Origin of the sequence: Aureivirga sp. CE67, from assembly GCF_015767245.1 — a bacterium.
Lineage (GTDB): Bacteria > Bacteroidota > Bacteroidia > Flavobacteriales > Flavobacteriaceae > Aureivirga.
The window spans coordinates 57242-75403 of the sequence record NZ_JADOTV010000021.1; the positions used below are offsets into that span (position 1 = coordinate 57242).

Annotated in this window: 20 protein-coding genes; 3 read left to right on the forward strand and 17 right to left on the reverse strand. The window is 27.1% G+C overall.

All coding sequences use genetic code 11. The annotated features are described in order from the left end of the window. Positions 1-411: 411 nt before the first annotated feature. Positions 412-4122 carry a metallophosphoesterase gene (locus tag I0K12_RS18350; protein ID WP_196889600.1) on the reverse strand — a complete coding sequence of 1237 codons (3711 nt, stop codon included), beginning with the start codon at positions 4120-4122 and terminating at the stop codon, positions 412-414. Positions 4123-4199: 77 nt separating this feature from the next. Between I0K12_RS18350 and I0K12_RS18355 the strand changes: the two genes are divergently transcribed. Further along, entirely contained in the window at positions 4200-5429 is a 1230-nt protein-coding gene (locus I0K12_RS18355) for a Pycsar system effector family protein (protein ID WP_196889601.1), read from the forward strand. Between the two features lie 304 nt (positions 5430-5733). Here I0K12_RS18355 and I0K12_RS18360 read toward each other — a convergent pair whose 3' ends face one another. The 15 genes from I0K12_RS18360 to I0K12_RS18430 all read right to left on the reverse strand — a co-directional run bounded on the left by I0K12_RS18360 (position 5734) and on the right by I0K12_RS18430 (position 15525). Then, a complete protein-coding gene (locus I0K12_RS18360; protein ID WP_196889602.1) occupies positions 5734-6459 on the reverse strand; it encodes a hypothetical protein in 726 nt (241 codons plus the stop codon). 404 nt (positions 6460-6863) lie between these two features. Further along, positions 6864-7208, reverse strand: coding sequence for a hypothetical protein (locus I0K12_RS18365; protein ID WP_196889603.1), 345 nt, complete (start codon positions 7206-7208; stop codon positions 6864-6866). A 5-nt stretch (positions 7209-7213) separates the two neighbouring features. Next, the gene (locus tag I0K12_RS18370; protein ID WP_196889604.1) at positions 7214-7402 is read right to left on the reverse strand and encodes a hypothetical protein; all 189 of its coding nucleotides are present in this window, start codon (positions 7400-7402) and stop codon (positions 7214-7216) included. 222 nt (positions 7403-7624) lie between these two features. Next, a complete protein-coding gene (locus I0K12_RS18375; protein WP_196889605.1) occupies positions 7625-7879 on the reverse strand; it encodes a hypothetical protein in 255 nt (84 codons plus the stop codon). 40 nt (positions 7880-7919) lie between these two features. Then, entirely contained in the window at positions 7920-8309 is a 390-nt protein-coding gene (locus I0K12_RS18380) for a hypothetical protein (protein WP_196889606.1), read from the reverse strand. A 4-nt stretch (positions 8310-8313) separates the two neighbouring features. After that, complete coding sequence (locus I0K12_RS18385) at positions 8314-8823, reverse strand: hypothetical protein (RefSeq protein WP_196889607.1); 510 nt, start codon at positions 8821-8823, stop codon at positions 8314-8316. A gap of 9 nt (positions 8824-8832) precedes the next feature. Continuing rightward, the gene (locus I0K12_RS18390; protein WP_196889608.1) at positions 8833-9072 is read right to left on the reverse strand and encodes a hypothetical protein; all 240 of its coding nucleotides are present in this window, start codon (positions 9070-9072) and stop codon (positions 8833-8835) included. A gap of 133 nt (positions 9073-9205) precedes the next feature. After that, positions 9206-9814 carry a hypothetical protein gene (locus I0K12_RS18395; protein WP_196889609.1) on the reverse strand — a complete coding sequence of 203 codons (609 nt, stop codon included), beginning with the start codon at positions 9812-9814 and terminating at the stop codon, positions 9206-9208. Between the two features lie 117 nt (positions 9815-9931). Then, positions 9932-10423 (reverse strand): hypothetical protein, encoded by a 492-nt coding sequence (locus I0K12_RS18400; RefSeq protein ID WP_196889610.1) that lies wholly within the window; start codon positions 10421-10423, stop codon positions 9932-9934. Between the two features lie 635 nt (positions 10424-11058). Further along, positions 11059-11529, reverse strand: coding sequence for a hypothetical protein (locus tag I0K12_RS18405; RefSeq protein ID WP_196889611.1), 471 nt, complete (start codon positions 11527-11529; stop codon positions 11059-11061). A 542-nt stretch (positions 11530-12071) separates the two neighbouring features. Beyond that, positions 12072-12605 (reverse strand): hypothetical protein, encoded by a 534-nt coding sequence (locus I0K12_RS18410; RefSeq protein WP_196889612.1) that lies wholly within the window; start codon positions 12603-12605, stop codon positions 12072-12074. Between the two features lie 275 nt (positions 12606-12880). Continuing rightward, the gene (locus I0K12_RS18415; RefSeq protein ID WP_196889613.1) at positions 12881-13669 is read right to left on the reverse strand and encodes a putative porin; all 789 of its coding nucleotides are present in this window, start codon (positions 13667-13669) and stop codon (positions 12881-12883) included. Positions 13670-13856: 187 nt separating this feature from the next. Beyond that, positions 13857-14144: a hypothetical protein gene (locus I0K12_RS18420; RefSeq protein ID WP_196889614.1), complete on the reverse strand. Its 288-nt coding sequence runs from the start codon at positions 14142-14144 to the stop codon at positions 13857-13859. Positions 14145-14227: 83 nt separating this feature from the next. Next, entirely contained in the window at positions 14228-14764 is a 537-nt protein-coding gene (locus I0K12_RS18425; RefSeq protein WP_196889615.1) for a hypothetical protein, read from the reverse strand. Between the two features lie 281 nt (positions 14765-15045). Further along, positions 15046-15525 carry a hypothetical protein gene (locus I0K12_RS18430; protein ID WP_196889616.1) on the reverse strand — a complete coding sequence of 160 codons (480 nt, stop codon included), beginning with the start codon at positions 15523-15525 and terminating at the stop codon, positions 15046-15048. Between the two features lie 201 nt (positions 15526-15726). Between I0K12_RS18430 and I0K12_RS18435 the strand changes: the two genes are divergently transcribed. Together I0K12_RS18435 and I0K12_RS18440 are read left to right on the forward strand one after the other, a co-directional pair. Continuing rightward, on the forward strand, positions 15727-16743 hold the full coding sequence (locus I0K12_RS18435) for an Omp28-related outer membrane protein (RefSeq protein WP_196889617.1): 1017 nt from the start codon (positions 15727-15729) through the stop codon (positions 16741-16743). Positions 16744-16894: 151 nt separating this feature from the next. Continuing rightward, a complete protein-coding gene (locus I0K12_RS18440; protein WP_196889618.1) occupies positions 16895-17302 on the forward strand; it encodes a hypothetical protein in 408 nt (135 codons plus the stop codon). 182 nt (positions 17303-17484) lie between these two features. Here I0K12_RS18440 and I0K12_RS18445 read toward each other — a convergent pair whose 3' ends face one another. Then, positions 17485-17859, reverse strand: a complete 375-nt coding sequence (locus I0K12_RS18445) for a hypothetical protein (RefSeq protein WP_196889619.1) — start codon at positions 17857-17859, stop codon at positions 17485-17487. Positions 17860-18162: the final 303 nt, after the last annotated feature.

Below are 18162 nucleotides of genomic sequence, written 5' to 3' on the forward strand. Positions count from 1 at the left end.
TATTCTTCTTTTATTTTAGGATTGTGTTATCATGTTCTTGAACACGCACCTAGCCTCTCTCAAGGGACAGGGCTGTCAAGTTCTAGTTTGATTTATCGATTTTTGACGATCGCTGGCGCGAGTTTGTAACTCGTGACCTCACAAATGCTAGAAACAATGGGCACACTTTACAAAAGTGCGCCAGGTTTTCAATTAAAAAATTAAGAGAACCTGACAGCTCTGCCTCTCGAGAGGGGAATTTTAATTTCTTCTAATAAAAAGGTGACTGAGCAGAGCCGAAGTCCCGATTGTAAGAGAAAAAATCTCATCTAAATAAATGAACTTTCTTAAATTTTTATTTTCAATCCGAGTCAAAAATAAATTTCCAAAACGTCAAAACACGTCGTAATGAATCATTTAAAAATCAAATCATTAAAAACCTAAACCAACTCCGAATGCGAATCTTGCTCCGTCAGCAGAGTTGAAAAGAGACAGGTTTACAGAAATCACATCTGCCCCTGAAACCCATAGTCCACCTCCGTAGGAATCGTGCCAATTATTCGAAGTATCGTCTTTTACCCAAACTCTACCATAATCATATCCTCCGAAAATACCGTAAGTAATCGGGATCAAACTTGTTTCGCTTTTTCCAACTTGGAATCGTAAATCTGTATTTTGATAAAAAGTTCTTTTTCCTGTAAATCGTTCTCTTCTGAATCCTCTTAAACCGTTGTCTGCTCCAATAGAATTTGCATGATAGAACTCGTAATTATTTCCAAAGTTCAAAGCTCCATTTACTTTTGACGCAAGAACTAATCTTCCGTTTGCAACTAACTTATACTGTACAGAAAGTGTAGAATTGATATAAGCAAAACCTTTCTTTGTTGTAGAAATATTCGATTTCCAACCTCCTGTAAAATTGAAATGCATTCCTAAAGTTGGAATTGCTTTATTATTTACATTATCATATGAATAGCTCGCTTCTCCTCCAACGAATGATTGATTTTCAAAAACTTCTTCTGGCAAAACTCCAGGAATATTTACAAATCTATTCTTGGTATCTTCTACTTCTAAAAGTTGGTACGTCGGTCCTACTTTGAAACTTGCTCCAAATCTTCCTTTCCAAATCAAAGAAGGATTAAGTTCGATTGTTTTTAATTTTACTCTGTTGAAATTCTTTCCGTATCTAGAATCTTCATTTCTGGTGTCATTTCCAGTTCCGAAATAGTTGATACTATAATTTGGACTTGTAAATAAAGAGTTAATTCCTAGATTCCATTTTCCTAAAATCGAAGCAATTTCTCCATTATATTCTAACTCGAAACCATCTGTTGCGAAATAATATTCTCCTCTGAAATTATGTTTTGAACTAAAAGGATTTCTTTTAAATCCATTTCTCGTAAGCGAAGCATTTACTCCTACTTTGAATCCGTCATCAGGATTAGAACCTACAGAAGGAAGAATTTGAATAATTGATTGCGTTGTTTTCTTGTAGTTATAAGCTACTAAATCGTAATCATTTGTTTTATGAATCGGAAGATTCTTTTGCTCAACTTTGAATTTCTGATCTTTTAGCTGGTAAACCTTAATTTTTTGTTTATTCTTAATATCATAAATATTTACACCTTCTCCTCCGATCAAACGAATCGGAATCGAAGCTTTTGCATCTCCAATTACTTCAAAACGATCATCGTCTCCAAGACCGTAAATCCAGATTTGTTTATGTAAATCTTTATGATAAACTCTATCTAAAAGTAAAGCTTCTTTTTCTCCTTTTACTTTTCTGTGAATCGTAACTCTTGTTTTTCCTTCACCAAGTCTTTCAATTGTAATCCACTCGTCTTTATCTGTTCCTTTTAAAACTGGGAATTTATTTAAATATTCAAAATATTCACGAGCAATTTTTACCATATTCGCTCTTCTACCTTTTAGTTTTACTTTGATTTCCTCAATAGTTTGATCTTGTAAATTTTCAGGTAAATTTTTAAAAGCTTTTTCAATAACCTCATCGGTCAAATTATCTTGAATGTGCTTTGCTTGTGCTTCCCAAACATCCCAATCACTTTGTAAGATTAATGCTTTATCTAATGGGAAAGGTTCATAATTAAACCATTTTACATTTCTTAATTCCTCATCATAAGATTGCATCATTCTAAGCGCAGGAACTAATCTTGTAACTGCTCCAACTAAAACTCCATCGAACTTTGAGAAAACTTGATCTCTATCTCTCGGAATTGCTTTATATAATCTTTGTTTCCCTATTTTGAATTCTGCCCAACGCCATTGATCTTCGTGTCTATCCCAATCTCCTAGCAACATATCAAATAATCTTGCCTTGATATAAGTTGGTTCGTCTACTTTATAATTATCACTTTTCTGTAAATTTTTCAATAAATCATCTGTACTGATAATTTTATCTGTTCCTCCAAAAGTGGCAACTTCCTCATGATTATCTGAAACTCTTTCTTCAATCATATATAATTCTCCTCCGAATGAATTATTATAAATTCCAAGTGCTTTTTGTTTTGGGATAAAATATAATTTCGGATTTGCGTGAAGTACATCTACAGCATCGGATAAATCTCCAACGATAAAAGGCGCATAAGGATAAGCTGTTGTATAAAAATCTAGAAGAATTTTCTCTGCAAGTGTTCCTCGCATTTTCTTCTCCATATATACTTTTTTGAAAGCAACTGCTTGTAGAAACTTCGTTGCACTTTTCTTCAAAGCACGCATTACATATTGTTTTTCCAAACTATTTTCCAAGCGTAAAGAATTCGACTGATGTCCTCCTCCTTTTCGTACTGGATGTAAACCTCCGAAAATAGTGTCTAAATTTACCCCAGGAACTGTAACTGGTTCGCTGTAATATTTTCTATAATGCTTTCCCCAGAACCACTCGTAAAATTTACTTTTATGCGTTTGTTTTTTTGTATAAATTGATGAAGTATACGTTTGTTCAATTTTTTCTGGTAAAATACCTTCATAATCTTTTGGCTCTGGAACTAAAACTTCTGTTCTATATAAAAGCTCTTTTTTGTTTCCTTTTGTAGCAAAATATGAAACCCAAACTGATCCATTTTTATATACATCTAAAACAGCATACCCCAATCCTCCGTAAGAAAATTGTCCACCATCTACAGCTCTTGCTCCTGAAGTTTTAGAACCAGATCCGCTAATAATTTGTGGTGTATTATTTTTATGAATGTATTGTAAATTATGCTCGTGTCCTGAAACTAAAATCAGGTTTTCAGACTCTTGAGCTAAAGTAGAAACTCGAAGAATAAAATCATTGTAAATCTTATTTTGTAAATCTTGTGGTGAAGCTCCACTTGTTTTTCTTAAAGTATTCATAAAAGTTCCGATAACTGGAAGTGGCACTCTAGATTTGAAAGTAAAAAAGTTATCTTTTACTGTGAACTGCCCTCCATGCGGACCATTACTATAAAGTGGATGATGCACTGCAAGAATTGTTGTTTTTGCAGCATTTTTTTTGATTAAATCTTCTAATTCTGTAAAAAACTTATCTCTTGTTTTAATGATAGGACAATTCTCATTGATTCCTGGATTTTTATCCCAATCTTCTAAAAACCATTGCGAATCTACTGCAATTACAACAATATCATCTGTTAGTTTTATTTTTTCTAAAGGACATCCTGCTTCTGGAAAATAAACATCTTTAGAATTTAATTGTTCTTCAATGAACTTTTGCTGTCTTTCCAATCCTTTAATTCCATGTCTCCAATCATGATTCCCTGGAATAAAAATCGGCTGACCTTTAAAACCTTTTAAAATATCTGTTTGCGCTTTCAATCGATATTCAGCAAGTTTTCGTTCTGCTTCTTTTTTCGAAGATGGCATTCCGTTCGGATATATATTATCTCCCAAGAAAATCACAGAAGATTTGTCTGATGCTTTTGCTAAATCTTGCTCCAAAACTGAAAGAGAAGAAAGTGTATCATTTGGCATTGCATTACCAGCATCTCCTACAAGAAAAACTTGATAATCAATCTGAGATTCTCCATAAGGATCGTCTTTCAAATAATTTTTAAATTCTCCAGCATATTGTACTTTTTTAGTTGCACATCCGTAAAAAACTAAAATCAAAGCACTTATTACAAAAAAAGTAATTTTATTTCTCATTCCATTATCATTAAAACTTCAGAATTAAAAGTAATAATAAATTTAATATCTTTAACCTGTTATAAACCGCTAATTAAATGTCAGAAAATAACATTTTAGAAGAAATCAAAGATTTTATATTTCAAGAGTTTAAAACTAAACTTTCTGCAGAATTTGTATATCATAATTACAATCATACTTTAGATGTTGTAAAAGCTGCAAAAGAGATTGGAAAAGGAGAAAATATTTCTGAAAAAGATCTTGAAATTGTAACAATTGCTGCGTGGTTTCATGATATTGGGCATGTGAATTCTTACAAAGATCATGAAGAAGAAAGTAAGAAAATAGCTAAAGAATTTTTAGAAAATAAAAATTATCCAAAAGAAGCTATTGAAAAAGTTTTGGGTTGTATCAATGCGACAAAAATTCCGCAATCGCCTAAAAATCTTTTGGAACAAATACTTTGTGATGCTGATTTATTTCACTTTGGAAATGCGGATTGTTTTGAAAAAAGTGATTTATTGAGAGCGGAATGGGAAATTTTGGATGTTCAAAAATTTTCTGATATCGCTTGGTTAGAAAATACTTTAGACTTTTTAAAATCTCATCGTTTTTGTACAGATTATGCTTTTGAAAAATTAAATGGAACAAAGGCTGAAAATCTTTTAAAACTAAAAGAAAAACTTCGAAAAGCAAAAGCGAAAAAAAGTGAAATAACAGAAAAGAAAAAAGCAAAAAAAGAAGCCGAAAAAAAGAAAGAAGAACGAGAGAATATTCCAGAAAAAGGAATTGAAACGATGTTTAGAGTTCAGCTAAGAAATCATATTAAACTTAGTGATATTGCGGATACGAAAGCGAATATTCTACTTTCTGTAAATGCGATTATTCTTTCTTTAATGCTTTCGCAGTTAGCTCCAAAATTGGATAAACATTCAAATGCATATTTGATTGCTCCAACTTTGATTTTCTTATTTTCTAGTCTACTAACGATGATTTTTGCAATTCTATCAACGAAACCAAAAATTACTTCTGGCACTTTTAACAAAGACGACATTAAAAAGAAAAAAGTAAATATTTTATTCTTCGGTAATTTCCATAAAATGCCTTTGTCAGATTTCGAATGGGGAATTAATTCTATTATGAAAGATAAAGATTATCTATATGGAGCTTTGACTAAAGATTTGTATTTCCTTGGAAAAGTTTTAGACAAAAAATATAGACTTCTGAGAATAACTTATACCATTTTTATGATTGGTATTATCTTTTCAGTTATGACTTTTATTGTTGCTTTCTATACAATTGATACACCAATGTTGAAGAATTATTAAACTCTAAAAAAGATAATCACTTTCTAGTGCATTGAAAATCATCAATATCTAAATAACACACCCCTAACCCCTCTCAAGAGGGGAATAAAAAAACGTATTTAATTCTGCAAGACTACAAAAAAGTCCTGAAAGGACGACATAAGACAACACAGGATGAAGTCCTGTGAAAAAAGATATAAACTATATAAAAAAACCCAGTACTTTAAATGAATAAAGTACTGGGTTTGATATGTTGTTGACGCCACTAAAAAGATTTTAGCGGTAGCGTAGTGCTACCTAAATCTAGCGGGAACTGAGGTTAAGACTAGTCTTTACCTATTTTTTCCCATACATTGCCATTCCATATTAATGTCTTTTTATTTTTAATATAAATATAATCTTGATTATAAAGTTCAAATTCAAAAAAACAAACATCAAAATAAGGTAAATTAATTGTTAGAAAATTATATTTATTTGTATCAAAATATTCTGAAAAAATATCGAATAAAATTCTACTTTTATATATTGTAGTTCCTGCTATATCTGCATCTAAATTAAAAGCTATAAAATTATTAGAACTTTTTTTAAAAAGATACTTTGATTTAGGGATAACAATATAAGTTTCATCTGTGGTAATTGATTTACTCACATAGTTATTAAAATAGAAATTTAGTTTTACAGGAGGTAAATCATAAGGAAATACAACTTTGATGTATAAACTATCCTGAGAAAATTTATTCTCTTTTTTGAGTTCATATTTATAACCTTTTTGTTTTTTATAATAATTTTCACTTGTAATTTCAATTAAATTATCTGCTAAAACAGACCATTTTCCAATTGAAGTATATTCGCATTGTTCAATTATACATTGTGTTTGTTCATGATTCCATAATTTATATGTATTGTCAGTATTTAAATCTAATTTTAGAGAACTATTTTGTTGTTTATATCTTCCTGAAATATCTTTGAAAACAGGTTCTTTCTGGACTTTTTTTATAGAACAACTTATAAATAGATTTGTTATAATTAGTATAAAAAATAGTTTTCTCATAATAGTTAATTTTAATCTTTTAAGTGACCATAAACACTGTACCCCCTGCTGGTGCTCGAATTTTTCGAGTATCCTAAACAACTCTTGTCTCATAATATAAATATTTTAGATTAAGAAATTTTTTAAAAAAAATACTTCTAGCAAAAAAAGTAATTTTCCTTTTTCATATTTTTTAGACATTCGGTTGAAATATACGACAATATTTTATTTTTTAACATTAAAAAGTTCGAAAAAACGACATAAGACAACACAGGATGAAGTCCTGTGAAAAAAGATATAAACCATATAAAAAAACCCAGTACTTTAAATGAAAAAAGTACTGGGTTTGATTTGTTGTTGTCGCCACTAAAAAGATTTTAGCGGTAGCGTAGTCTTACCTAAATCTAGCGGGAACTGGGATAAAATCATTGCTTTATAAAAACTACAAAATTATTTCCATGTAAATTTGGATCTCTTCTATATTGAATAAAGCCTAAGTAAGGAGCTTTAGGGTATTTAGAGCGATCTATTCCGAAACGATAAATGTAAAGTCTACGTTTTTTACCTTTTAACAATACTGGTTCCTTTTCAGCGTAATATTTAAATGGAATAGAATCATTATTATTGATTAAATATCCAGTATTATCTTTATTTAAAACCATAGTATATAATTTCCCATCAATATTTCCTTTATAAATTGTTTCTTTTCTAATTACAGAACAACTAGAAAAAAAAATACAAAAAAATATAACTAAAATAAATATTCTCATTTTCACTATTTTAAGCCTTTATAAATCCACATTAAATAATTTTGTCCTTGATTAACTCCATTAGAACTTTGATATGGGTAACGATAAATTTCAACTATACTTTCAACATAATTTTTCGTGATGTTATTAATATTTGTGATAGTTATTTTTTTATCTACTTCAAGAGGGTATTGTCCTAATGCTAATTGTGCCATATTTTTTAAACCTTTTCCGTTCATGCCTTGTATAGTCCCCACGCTGGTGCGAGTTTGTAACTCGTATCCTTTATTTGCATTCTTATCACATCTCTTCTTTACAATCTTTATTCTCAAACAATTATACAAATTTTTAACACAAAAAAACAGACTATTTATTAAAAAAAGTACTGGGTTTCTTGGTTTTTGAGTAGCTGTTACGGTACTCGACAGAGTCGAGCACTAGCGATTACCTATTCGGGTGCCAGCTGGGGAAATATTAATCCAATCATTAACTCGATTATGAGAATTATGATAATCCCCAGATTTAGGATAAGGTATACCCATAAATTCTCCCCATTCAATAATTCCTTGTGGATTACTAACTCCAATATTTTTAACATTAGTATTATTAAACTTTCTTTTAGCACGTCCAAATTCTCCTGTACCTTTTTGGGTTCGACTAAAAACAGAATTTGAAATTATTGTTGACGCCATTAAAAAGATTTTAGCCGAAGTATTGGTCAGCTTAGATGAATTATTTACGTTCTATAAAATAAGGTCCTAAAATATTTTTTTCAACACAGACTTCAGTATTTTCATCAATAAAAAAACAAGGAACAAGAGGATTAAAGCTAGTTAGAGGATTATCATTTTGTAGTTCTTTTGTGAAATATTTTAAATTTAAAAAATAACTCTCTCCTGTTTTTATTTTGTGCAATGTGTTTTGATTTTTTTTACTGAGTATTTTGTATAACTGTTTATTTTTTAAACAAGTAATTGAATAATATGTAGTAGTGCTATCAATTTTAATAATAGTAAAATTACCTGATGGGGTTAAAAAATCATTTTCTGATTCTTTTTTTTGACCTAAACAACTAGTTATAGATAATATAATTGTCATTAAAGTAAGAGTATATCTAATCATAATTTTATTTTGAATATTCGATTAATCGGTAATTCAAATAAATAAGAAGATCTGGATCTATTACTGGTGGCATTACCATTGATGAAATACTAAACTCTCCATATCTTTTTCCTTTTTTATCTTTTATTACAAAATAAGAAGATCTTCCTGCAACAAGCTTAGCGTTTGGTACTTTGGTTATGAAATCTGTGCTATACTGATTTAATTGAAATGCCTTAGACAGCATATTTTTATCCTTTTCTGTTGTATCTAAAAGTATTTTTCTTTTGATATTTCCAAGACTATCTGTTTCTATATAGTATTCTGTATAGTTATTGTTTCTTTTTATTACAATATAATACTCTTCATCAATTAGTGAAAATAATAATTTTAAATTTTTAGTCGAATCAATTTTATGAATAAGATTATCCGCTTTAACTCTACTACGGATATGTATAGAATTAATTTTTTGTTCAACTTGTGCTTTAGCTGAAAAGGATATAAATAAACTAATTAAAATTATAAATGTCTTCATTAAAAATTTCTAATTTTTTCTTTTTTTAAGAATTAAATTATTAAATCGGATTTTATTCTTTCTCACTTGTAAGGTGAATATTGTATCTTGAATATAATCTAAGTTTTGAATTAAAAATGTTATGTCTGGTGGTGGTTCACAATTCAATAGAATTAGGTTTTCTTTAAAGCTCCATTTTCCTCGATATCCTTTTCTTTCTTTCTTATTATGTAACCAAAAAATACTATCTGCTTTTAAGCGTAATAACATTTTTTGCTGCCTCCTATCTTCATAGACACCTATTAAGCTTGAATTGTTTGTAAACTTCGTTGAAGTACACGATATTATTATACCTAGCATAAATAATATTAAATAAAATTTATTTTTAAACAACTTCATATATTTATTTGGCTTTATGACTAAAAGTAATAGTAAAAGTATCTCTAATTAGGCAATTAGATTTAACACATTTTGATTCCAAATCCATTTTATGAAAAGATTTATATAAACACTTTATATCTATATAATCGTTTAAATCATAATTTAATTCTTGTATAATTTTTTTGATACTCATTTTTGGTGATTCAAAAACAGAAATATCATTGATTAAATTTAATAAATCATTAGTTTGTAAACCTTTTAACTTATATAGACGACTTGAAAAGTTGTTATAATTACTTTTTGCAATTATTATATTATAACATTCAGGATAAGTCTCACTAATATGTATATTTATCAAGTTATTTTTAGAAATAATATTTTCTTTATTCACTTTAATTGAATAAAAAGTAAAATGCTGAAAAGTTATGATATTCAGTTCAGTATATTTTATTTCAACATCTTCAAGGAAACAAAAATCATTAATTATGTTTCCTGAATTATCTGTTAAATGAAATATATAATCTTTATACAATTCTAATACTATTTCTCGTTCTAGATAATTGTCTTTTTCCTGTGCATAAAGTATATTCGCTGAAAAGAAAATTATAATTAAAAAATAAATATGTTTCATATGTTATAATTAAAAATTTCTAGAGCCTTTGTCATAATTTTCTTGAAAACCCATAGGGGTTTCTTGGTTCTTGAATAGCTGTTACGGTACTTAACAGAGTCGAGCACTAACGATTACTTATTCAGGTGCAGCTGGGGAGGGGAAGTACTTCATTATTTGAAACTCTTTAATATCAGATACTATTCTATTTAAAAATTTTGATTTATATTTTTTTTCTAAAAAACAATTTAAATTTATAGGTAGTTCATCTTCATATATCATATTATTCAAGTTTACCTTATAAATAAAACCATCACCATCAAATTCCATACATCCATTAACCTCAAACACTTCTTTTACAGGCACTTCATTTAAAAAGTTTTGAGAACTAAATTCATATTTTTCTAGTATTTTTCCATTATTCAAATGATATATTTTTATTTTATCTGATGTGTAAAACCAGACTGTAGAAAATGTATAATAAGTTGAGGATACAGAAAAAGCATTACCATGTTCTTTGAATATAGTATTGACTAATTTTGTAGTATACTTATCATTACTTAATATCTTATGGTTTATAGAGCAAGAAGATAAAAATAAAAGTATATTAATTATAATTATTTTTTTCATATTATTTTGTTTAATTTTTTCCACCCATTTTTTTTAAAATCTGAGTATTTTATTGTTATCAATGCTTTGTCTTTATTAAAAAAAGTAACGTTACTCCCCCACGCTGGTGCGAGTTTGTAACTCGTACCTCTACAGTTTTTTTTTATCATTTCTCTTCTTTTACAATTTTTATTCTCAAACAATTATACAAATTTTTTAAACACAAAAAGCAATATTTTTAATCAAAAATATAGACTTCTGAGAATTACTTACACTATTTTTATACTTGGAATCATCTTTTCAGTTCTTACATTTATTCTTACCTTTTACACAATCGATAATCCAATACTTTAGAATTATTAAACCCTAAAAAAATAACCACTTTCTAATACAATAAAAGTCAACAACATACAAAAAAACACACCCATACCCCCTCTCAAGAGGGGAATAAAAAAACATATTTAATTCTGCAAGATTACTTAAAAAGTCCTGAAAGGACGACATAAGGCAACATAGGATGAAGTCCTGTGAAAAAAGATATAAACTATATAAAAAAAACCCAGTACTTTAAATGAATAAAGTACTGGGTTTGATTTGTTGTTGTCGCCACTAAAAAGATTTTAGCGGTAGCGCTTTTTATCTAAAATTAACTAGAGCTAAGGACATTTAAACAACCTCTTATTTTTAATAACAAAATTATTATTTTGATCTTTCATTATTAACCAAGAAGAAAAATCTTCAAAAAGTACATATTCAACATTTTGGTAACTACATAAATCTACAAAGAAGTGTGTTTTTGAGATATTTATATTTTCATTTTGGGTTATATAAAAAACAATTTTCTTATTAATTATTGTAGTATATATATACTTTTCCGGATTAGACTGTAAAAGATTAGCTATTCTGTTTATTGATACTATAATAGAGCCATCTTCTCTCTCCTCTATATACCAATTATGAATCTTACTATTTGATATACAATTAGTATTTTCTTTTATAATACTTTGTATTAAGCTAATAAATTGATTATTATCAAAAGTTATCAATTCTGATTTATCTATTTGTCCAAATAATAAGGAGTTAAGCATTAAAAATATAATTGTACTATATGATTTTACGATTTTCATTTTTATTTTTATTTTTTAGATCCAATAAATACTTCTTGTAATTGAAAACTAGGCGTGTTTTTATCATACTTCATATACTCACCAGTTAAGGGTGAATAAATTTGAAATTGCGTACCATATTTCTTTTGTAAAAATTTAGCAGATTGACTATCCCCTGCTGGTGCTCGAATTTTTCGAGTATCCTAAACAACTCTTGTCTCATAATATAAATATTTTAGTTTAAGAAATTTTTTTAAAAAATACTTCTAGCAAAAAAAGTAATTTTCCTTTTTCATATTTTTTAGCTATTCGATTGAAATATACGATAATATTTTAATTTTTAACATTAAAAAGTTCGAAAAAACGACATAAAGCAACACAGGATGAAGTCCTGTGAAAAAAGATATAAACCATATAAAAAACCCAGCACTTTAAATGAATAAAGTACTGGGTTTGATTTGTTGTTGTCGCCACTAAAAAGATTTTAGCGGTAGCGTAGTTTACCTATATCTAGCGGGAACTGGGATTATTTATTCGAGAGCTAGTTGTTTAAAAAAAACTAATTATGAGTCATCTTTTCTAATAAACTCATAAATATCTGACTTACTATTACATTTTAGATTTAAAATAGACGGTATTCCACTATTAAAATTAAGTTCAATAGTATCACCTTCACAGGCGTTAGAAAAAATTAATTTACTCTTCTCAATCCTATTTGGTAACTGGTCAGTATATGATAGGTAATAATATCCTTTAAATTCTGAATCACTATAAATCATCACAAAATTTATATGAGTTCTTAGTTTGTTCTTATTGATAATGATATGTATTGTATTTACTACAGAAAAAACATTTCCTAATTCATTAGTTATTGAGCCTAAAAATTTACTTTTAATTAAATGGTCTTTTATATATGTTTCTTCTATAACTTTATTTATTTGATTTAACTTTATAACTTTAGTATTTATATTGTGTACTGTTTGCTTAAATGACTTTCCTTTTTGACTTCTACAATAAAATATATTCAGAAAAAGGAATACTATTAGATAAAAATATTTCATTTTAAAAATCTCCAAATTTTGCAGGTCTACTTTCATGTATCATTGTGTTTATATATTTTTCATAACCAGGACAACCCCCACGCTGGTGCGAGTTTGTAACTCGTATCCTTTATTTGCATTCTTATCACATCTCTTCTTTACAATTTTTATTCTCAAGCAATTATACAAATCTTTTAAACACAAAAAGCAATATTTTTAATCAAAAAAATACTGGGTTTATTATTTGAGCAGCTGGTACGGTACTCGAAACAATCGAGTACTAGTGATTATTTATTCGGGTGCCAGCTGTAGACGAAAGTTATAAAAAACCATCAATGTTTTATTTTCTTCCAGAGATTTCCTTCCCATTCTAAAGTGTTATTATCTTTGATATAGATGAAATTTTTATAATAGTGTTCAAAATCAAAAAAACAAATATCAAAATTGGTTAAATAAATAGTGTAGTAATTATATTTTAAATTTATTTCCTCATCTAATATTTCAAAAATTCTTCTTGATTTAAACTTACTGTGCATTTTTGAAGCTATCGTTAGATTAAATTTATTTATAAGATTATTATTACTAAGATATTTTGATTTAGGTATAGTAATATGTGTATCTTCAGTTATAATACTCTCATAATTAAAACGATAATTTAAAATTACTGGTTTATAAGTATAAAAATCATCGGGAAATTTGACTTCTATATATAAACTATCTTGAGAAAATTTATTCTCCATTTTTAATTCATATTCATATCCGTTTTGTTTGATGTAATAATTTTCACTTGTAAATTCAATTAAATTAGAATCTTTAATAAACCACTTTCCTTTTGATGCATAACTACATTGGTTAATTGGATGATGAGTTGATACAGGATTCCATAGTGTATAAGTTCCATCAGAATTTAAATCTAAGACTTCAGTACTTTGTTCCTTTTTATATTTATTTGAGACAACTTTTTTATAATCATCTATTTGCGGTTTTTTTATAGAACAACTTGAAAATAGAATTAAGCTGATAATTATTAATTTGTATTTTATTATATCTAAGGTTTTGGTAAGTCCCTCACGCTGATACGAGTTTGTAACTCGTACGTCTACAGTTTTTATTTTTATCATTTCTCTTTTTTTACAATTTTTATTCTCAAGCAATTATACAGATTTTTAACATAAAAGACTCAATACATTTATTTAAAAAAGTACTGGGTTTGTTTTTTCAATAGCTAGTACACCACAAAACATAACTTTGAAGTAGCGCTTAGTTATCTAAATCTTTTGGGATCAGAAAACATTAACCTAAAAACCACTAAATATAAAAGTTTGAGTGCAATAAATGATAACCACAAGCTAGAGCACTAAATACACCAGGAATTAATAAAATTTTAAAAGCTTTATTTCTAGGGATATTTTCTAGTATGGTAACTCCAACTAATAATATTAGAATTTTATAAATATTCATTTTAAAAATTTCATAAATAAACTCACTTAAAAAATAATGTTCAGATTGATTTTCATTTATAATAATCATTGAAAATAAAATTATCATAAATAAAATTACTTCTCTTAACTTTAATCCACTTTTGTCTTCTTTCATATATAAATTATTTTGTCCATTTATTTAGGGTTGAAAAACCTAAACCATCTCGTTTAATGTGGTTTTAGCTTATTCTATTCCTATTAATTGTAAAGAAAAGTTTTTGTGTAAATATTTTTCACAAGTCCTTTTTCGTCAAATAAGAATAATATTTGCATAACTTTTCCATATTTAATAGGAAGAGAATTTAAATCATGATTACTTAATTGTAAGGTTAGTAAATTCCCAATTGGTTTTGAAAAATGAATAAATAAATATTCATCTCCTGAAGGTAATAAATCTTGAAAATCATTTTTAATAGCCTCATAACTATATTTAGATTTAAACTCTTCCTTAGCCTCTAACAACTCAAAATCAAATGGTAAAATATTTTTATGTTCTTTTAATTCATCTTTAAATACTTCTATATCAATAAAACTAATTTCACTTGAAACTTGAAAAAGAGTACTTGTTTTTTTAGAACGTTTTATTTTAAAAAAAGATTTTATCTCTTTGTTCAACTTATTATCGGTCTCCATCTTTATTAATGAAACTAAATATTTTTGATTAATAAGCTCTTGAGATACAACAGACGTTGTAAAACAAAGTACTGAAAGAATTGTTATAACAATATTCTTCATATTCTTAAAATTTTAATTATTGAATAGTTGGAGTTATCTAAGCTGGTTCGAGTTTGTAACTCGTCTCTCTACAATTTTTAACCTTATCATTTTTTTCTTTACAATTTTGAATCTCAAACAATAATACAGATTTTTAACATAAAAAACCATTTGATTTTATTTTTAAAAAACTGATACAGTACTTAATAGAATTGAGCATTAGTGATTTTATTTGAGCAATAGTTGAAGTGAATCTTAAATAGAATCTTTCTTATTCCATCTATCTTCAATCCCTTTTTCTTTCATTTTTTTGGATTCGGCTTTTTTGAACTGTTATTTTCTCTAATTATATCTAAAGGTTTTCCTTTCTCAAACCCATCATCTGGATAATTTATTTGCCAATTATTTTCTTCTAAATATTCATAATTATAATGATGTACTTCATAATCACCTATTTTTAATAGACTATCACTTTTTATATTATTACTTCGCTCCCATTTATCATTTAAAAACTTGTAATCTTTGAATATTATTACGCTTAATAAGCTATCTCTAGAGTCTTCGAATTCAAATTCCCATTTAACAATCTTACCAATTCTGTTTTCGCTATTAGAATTAATTTTTATTGAACCTGTTACACCTCTAATATCTTCATTAATAAATAACATTCTAGTAAAGATATTCTTTGTACTATTATTTTTAAAAATCATTCTGTCATCCATTGGGTCGCAACTATACAAGAAATTTGCTAATATTAGTATTATAAAAATATTCTTTTTCATTTTGTTTTTCATTTATAATTGACTGAGAAAATAAAATTATTTCTTTCAAAACTTTTCCTATAGTTTTTTTATTTAAAGTGATTTAAGCCTTCGCTTTCACTCAAGTTCTTTTTCAAGCATCATACAACAATACTACTATAATATTTTAACATAAAAAATATATTTCACTATATTTAAACCAATTATAAAAAAACACATCAAATGAAAACAAAATTACTCTTAAAACTTACCCTCATTACTTTATTTATCTCTTTTAGTTTTATTGCCTGTTCTGAAGAAGAACCTACATCTTACACAGAACTTCGACTGGAAACAAATAATGAAACTTTATACATCGATTCGAATCAAGAATTTGAATTTCGTGTAAAGAATGAAAATGGTGTCGATATTTCGGAAGAAGCAACTTATTTTATCAATGAATCTTCTATTCAAGGAAATACTTTCTTTGATGATCAAATTGGAATTTATAATGTTTTTGCCGAACATAATGGAACTAGAACGCAAACAATTCAATTAAATATTATTGGAGAACTTCCTATTAGTTTTACTAAAAAAGTTTTTGTTGAAAAATTTACAGGAACTTGGTGTAGCAATTGTCCAAGTGTTAGCCAATCTGTTTATGATGCAGCTTCTAAATTCGAAAATATTATTCCAATTTCAATACATGTTGGTGATCTTATGGAATATGAGAAATTTGAATTATTAGAAAATTTTCACGATTTAAAAGGAATACCATCAGTTTATATAGACAGGTACATTTCTTGGAATCAAACAGAAGAGCAGATGCAATCTTTTGTTAATAAAAGTGCAGATTTAGGACTGGGAATTAATTCTAAAATTGATGGGAATTCGGTAAAAGTAGACGTTAAATTGGCTTTTGCTAGAAACATCAATAAACCTATTCGTCTTGGTATATATTTATTAGAAAATAATAAAATATTCCCTCAGTCCAAAATAAATGCTGATGGTAATATTGAAGAAATTATAGATTATGAGCACAATGATATTTTACGTAAATCTTTAACAGATCTTTTTGGTGATGAAATTTCTAGCTCAACTAATGCTGGAGATTATTTCGCAAGACAATTAGAAATAGAGATTCCAAGCTATATCGAAAATCCAGAAAATATATCTATTGTTGCCTTTATTGTAGATGAATCAAATGAAATTTTGAATGCGCAAACTGCAAAAGTTAATTCAAATAAAGACTTTGATTAGTTTTTATTAAACCAATCTAAAAAATCCAGAATTTTAATGATTAAAATTCTGGATTTTTTTATATGAACTTGTTAAAAACAGCTATTTACAAAAACATTTAAACTTTTATCATTAATTTAAAGTAACAATTTAAAAATCAAAATTTTAAATCATGAGAAATACTATTTTTTCAATACTTGGATTAGTGATGGTTTTATTATTTTTTTCTTGCTCATCTGATGATGATTCGAGTGATTATATAGAGAAAAGCTTTACAGATACTTGGACGCTAGAATATCTGCTTATCAACAATGAACCTTATGAAATAAATGATTGTCTGAAAAAATATAATATCGTTATCAGAGAAAACAACACTGGAGTTGTAAATGAATATCGAGTTACAGATCCTTCATGTCCACTAGTAGAGTGGGAATTTAGTTGGACACAACTAAATGAATTTCATTATGTTTTTGACTTTGAAGCAGAAGGTTTTGAAAATGCAAATGTAGATTATAATGGAAGTAAACTATTTTTAAATACCTTTTTTGGAGATAAAAAAAATAGAGCTGTTTTAAAATAATTTCTATTTAGATAAAAAATAAACCGAACATTATCAATCAGAAATGTTCGGTTTATTTTTTTAATATTTTAATCTTAAGCAAGTAAATAATCCTTTATCATAAGTATTTATAAAGTGTGTGCGTTTTTATTTGTTTTTAAAGTTTTTCTATCAAAAAAATACAAATATTTAACATTAAAACATCACTCACAATTAAATTTAATCTTCCTCTTCAAAATCTTTTTTTCTTTTAATTTGTAATAAAAACTCATAACTCTATCTTCTTCGAAAGAATTATTTTCGTTTAGATTACTAGAGGTTTTTGTATATAATTTATTCTTTGAAATATTCTTTTTTTCGAAAAATAATGAAAAACGATCAGGTTCAAATACAATTACTTTCAAATCATATCCTACTACCACTCCTAATTTTTTATAATCATCAAAAACTGCATCTTTTTCAAGTTCACTTATTTTAACATAACAGATATCATTCTTATATTTTCTTAACCAAAGATAAATTCCATCTGATTCATTCCTATTACATTTTTTTAGTTCATTAATATATTCTTTTAGCATGAAGTCTATATTTTCATCCACACACTTATATTCATATAGATAAATATAATTTTGAAACATTAGTGTTATTAAAAATAGTATGTTCATTTTCTATATCAATTTTTTGTGAGTCCTTACTTATATTCTATCAGAGACTATGCCTAAACTATAATAAAAATTTGCCTAGTAACTTCTGTAAAGTATTAAACATTATCACGATTGATTTTGTAAGGGACTTCTGAGTGTAACTCTGAAATTATGTATTCCGACAGCAATTTTCATAATTTTCTCTCTTTTTTCAAAGTATTTTATTCGAATTTTCTC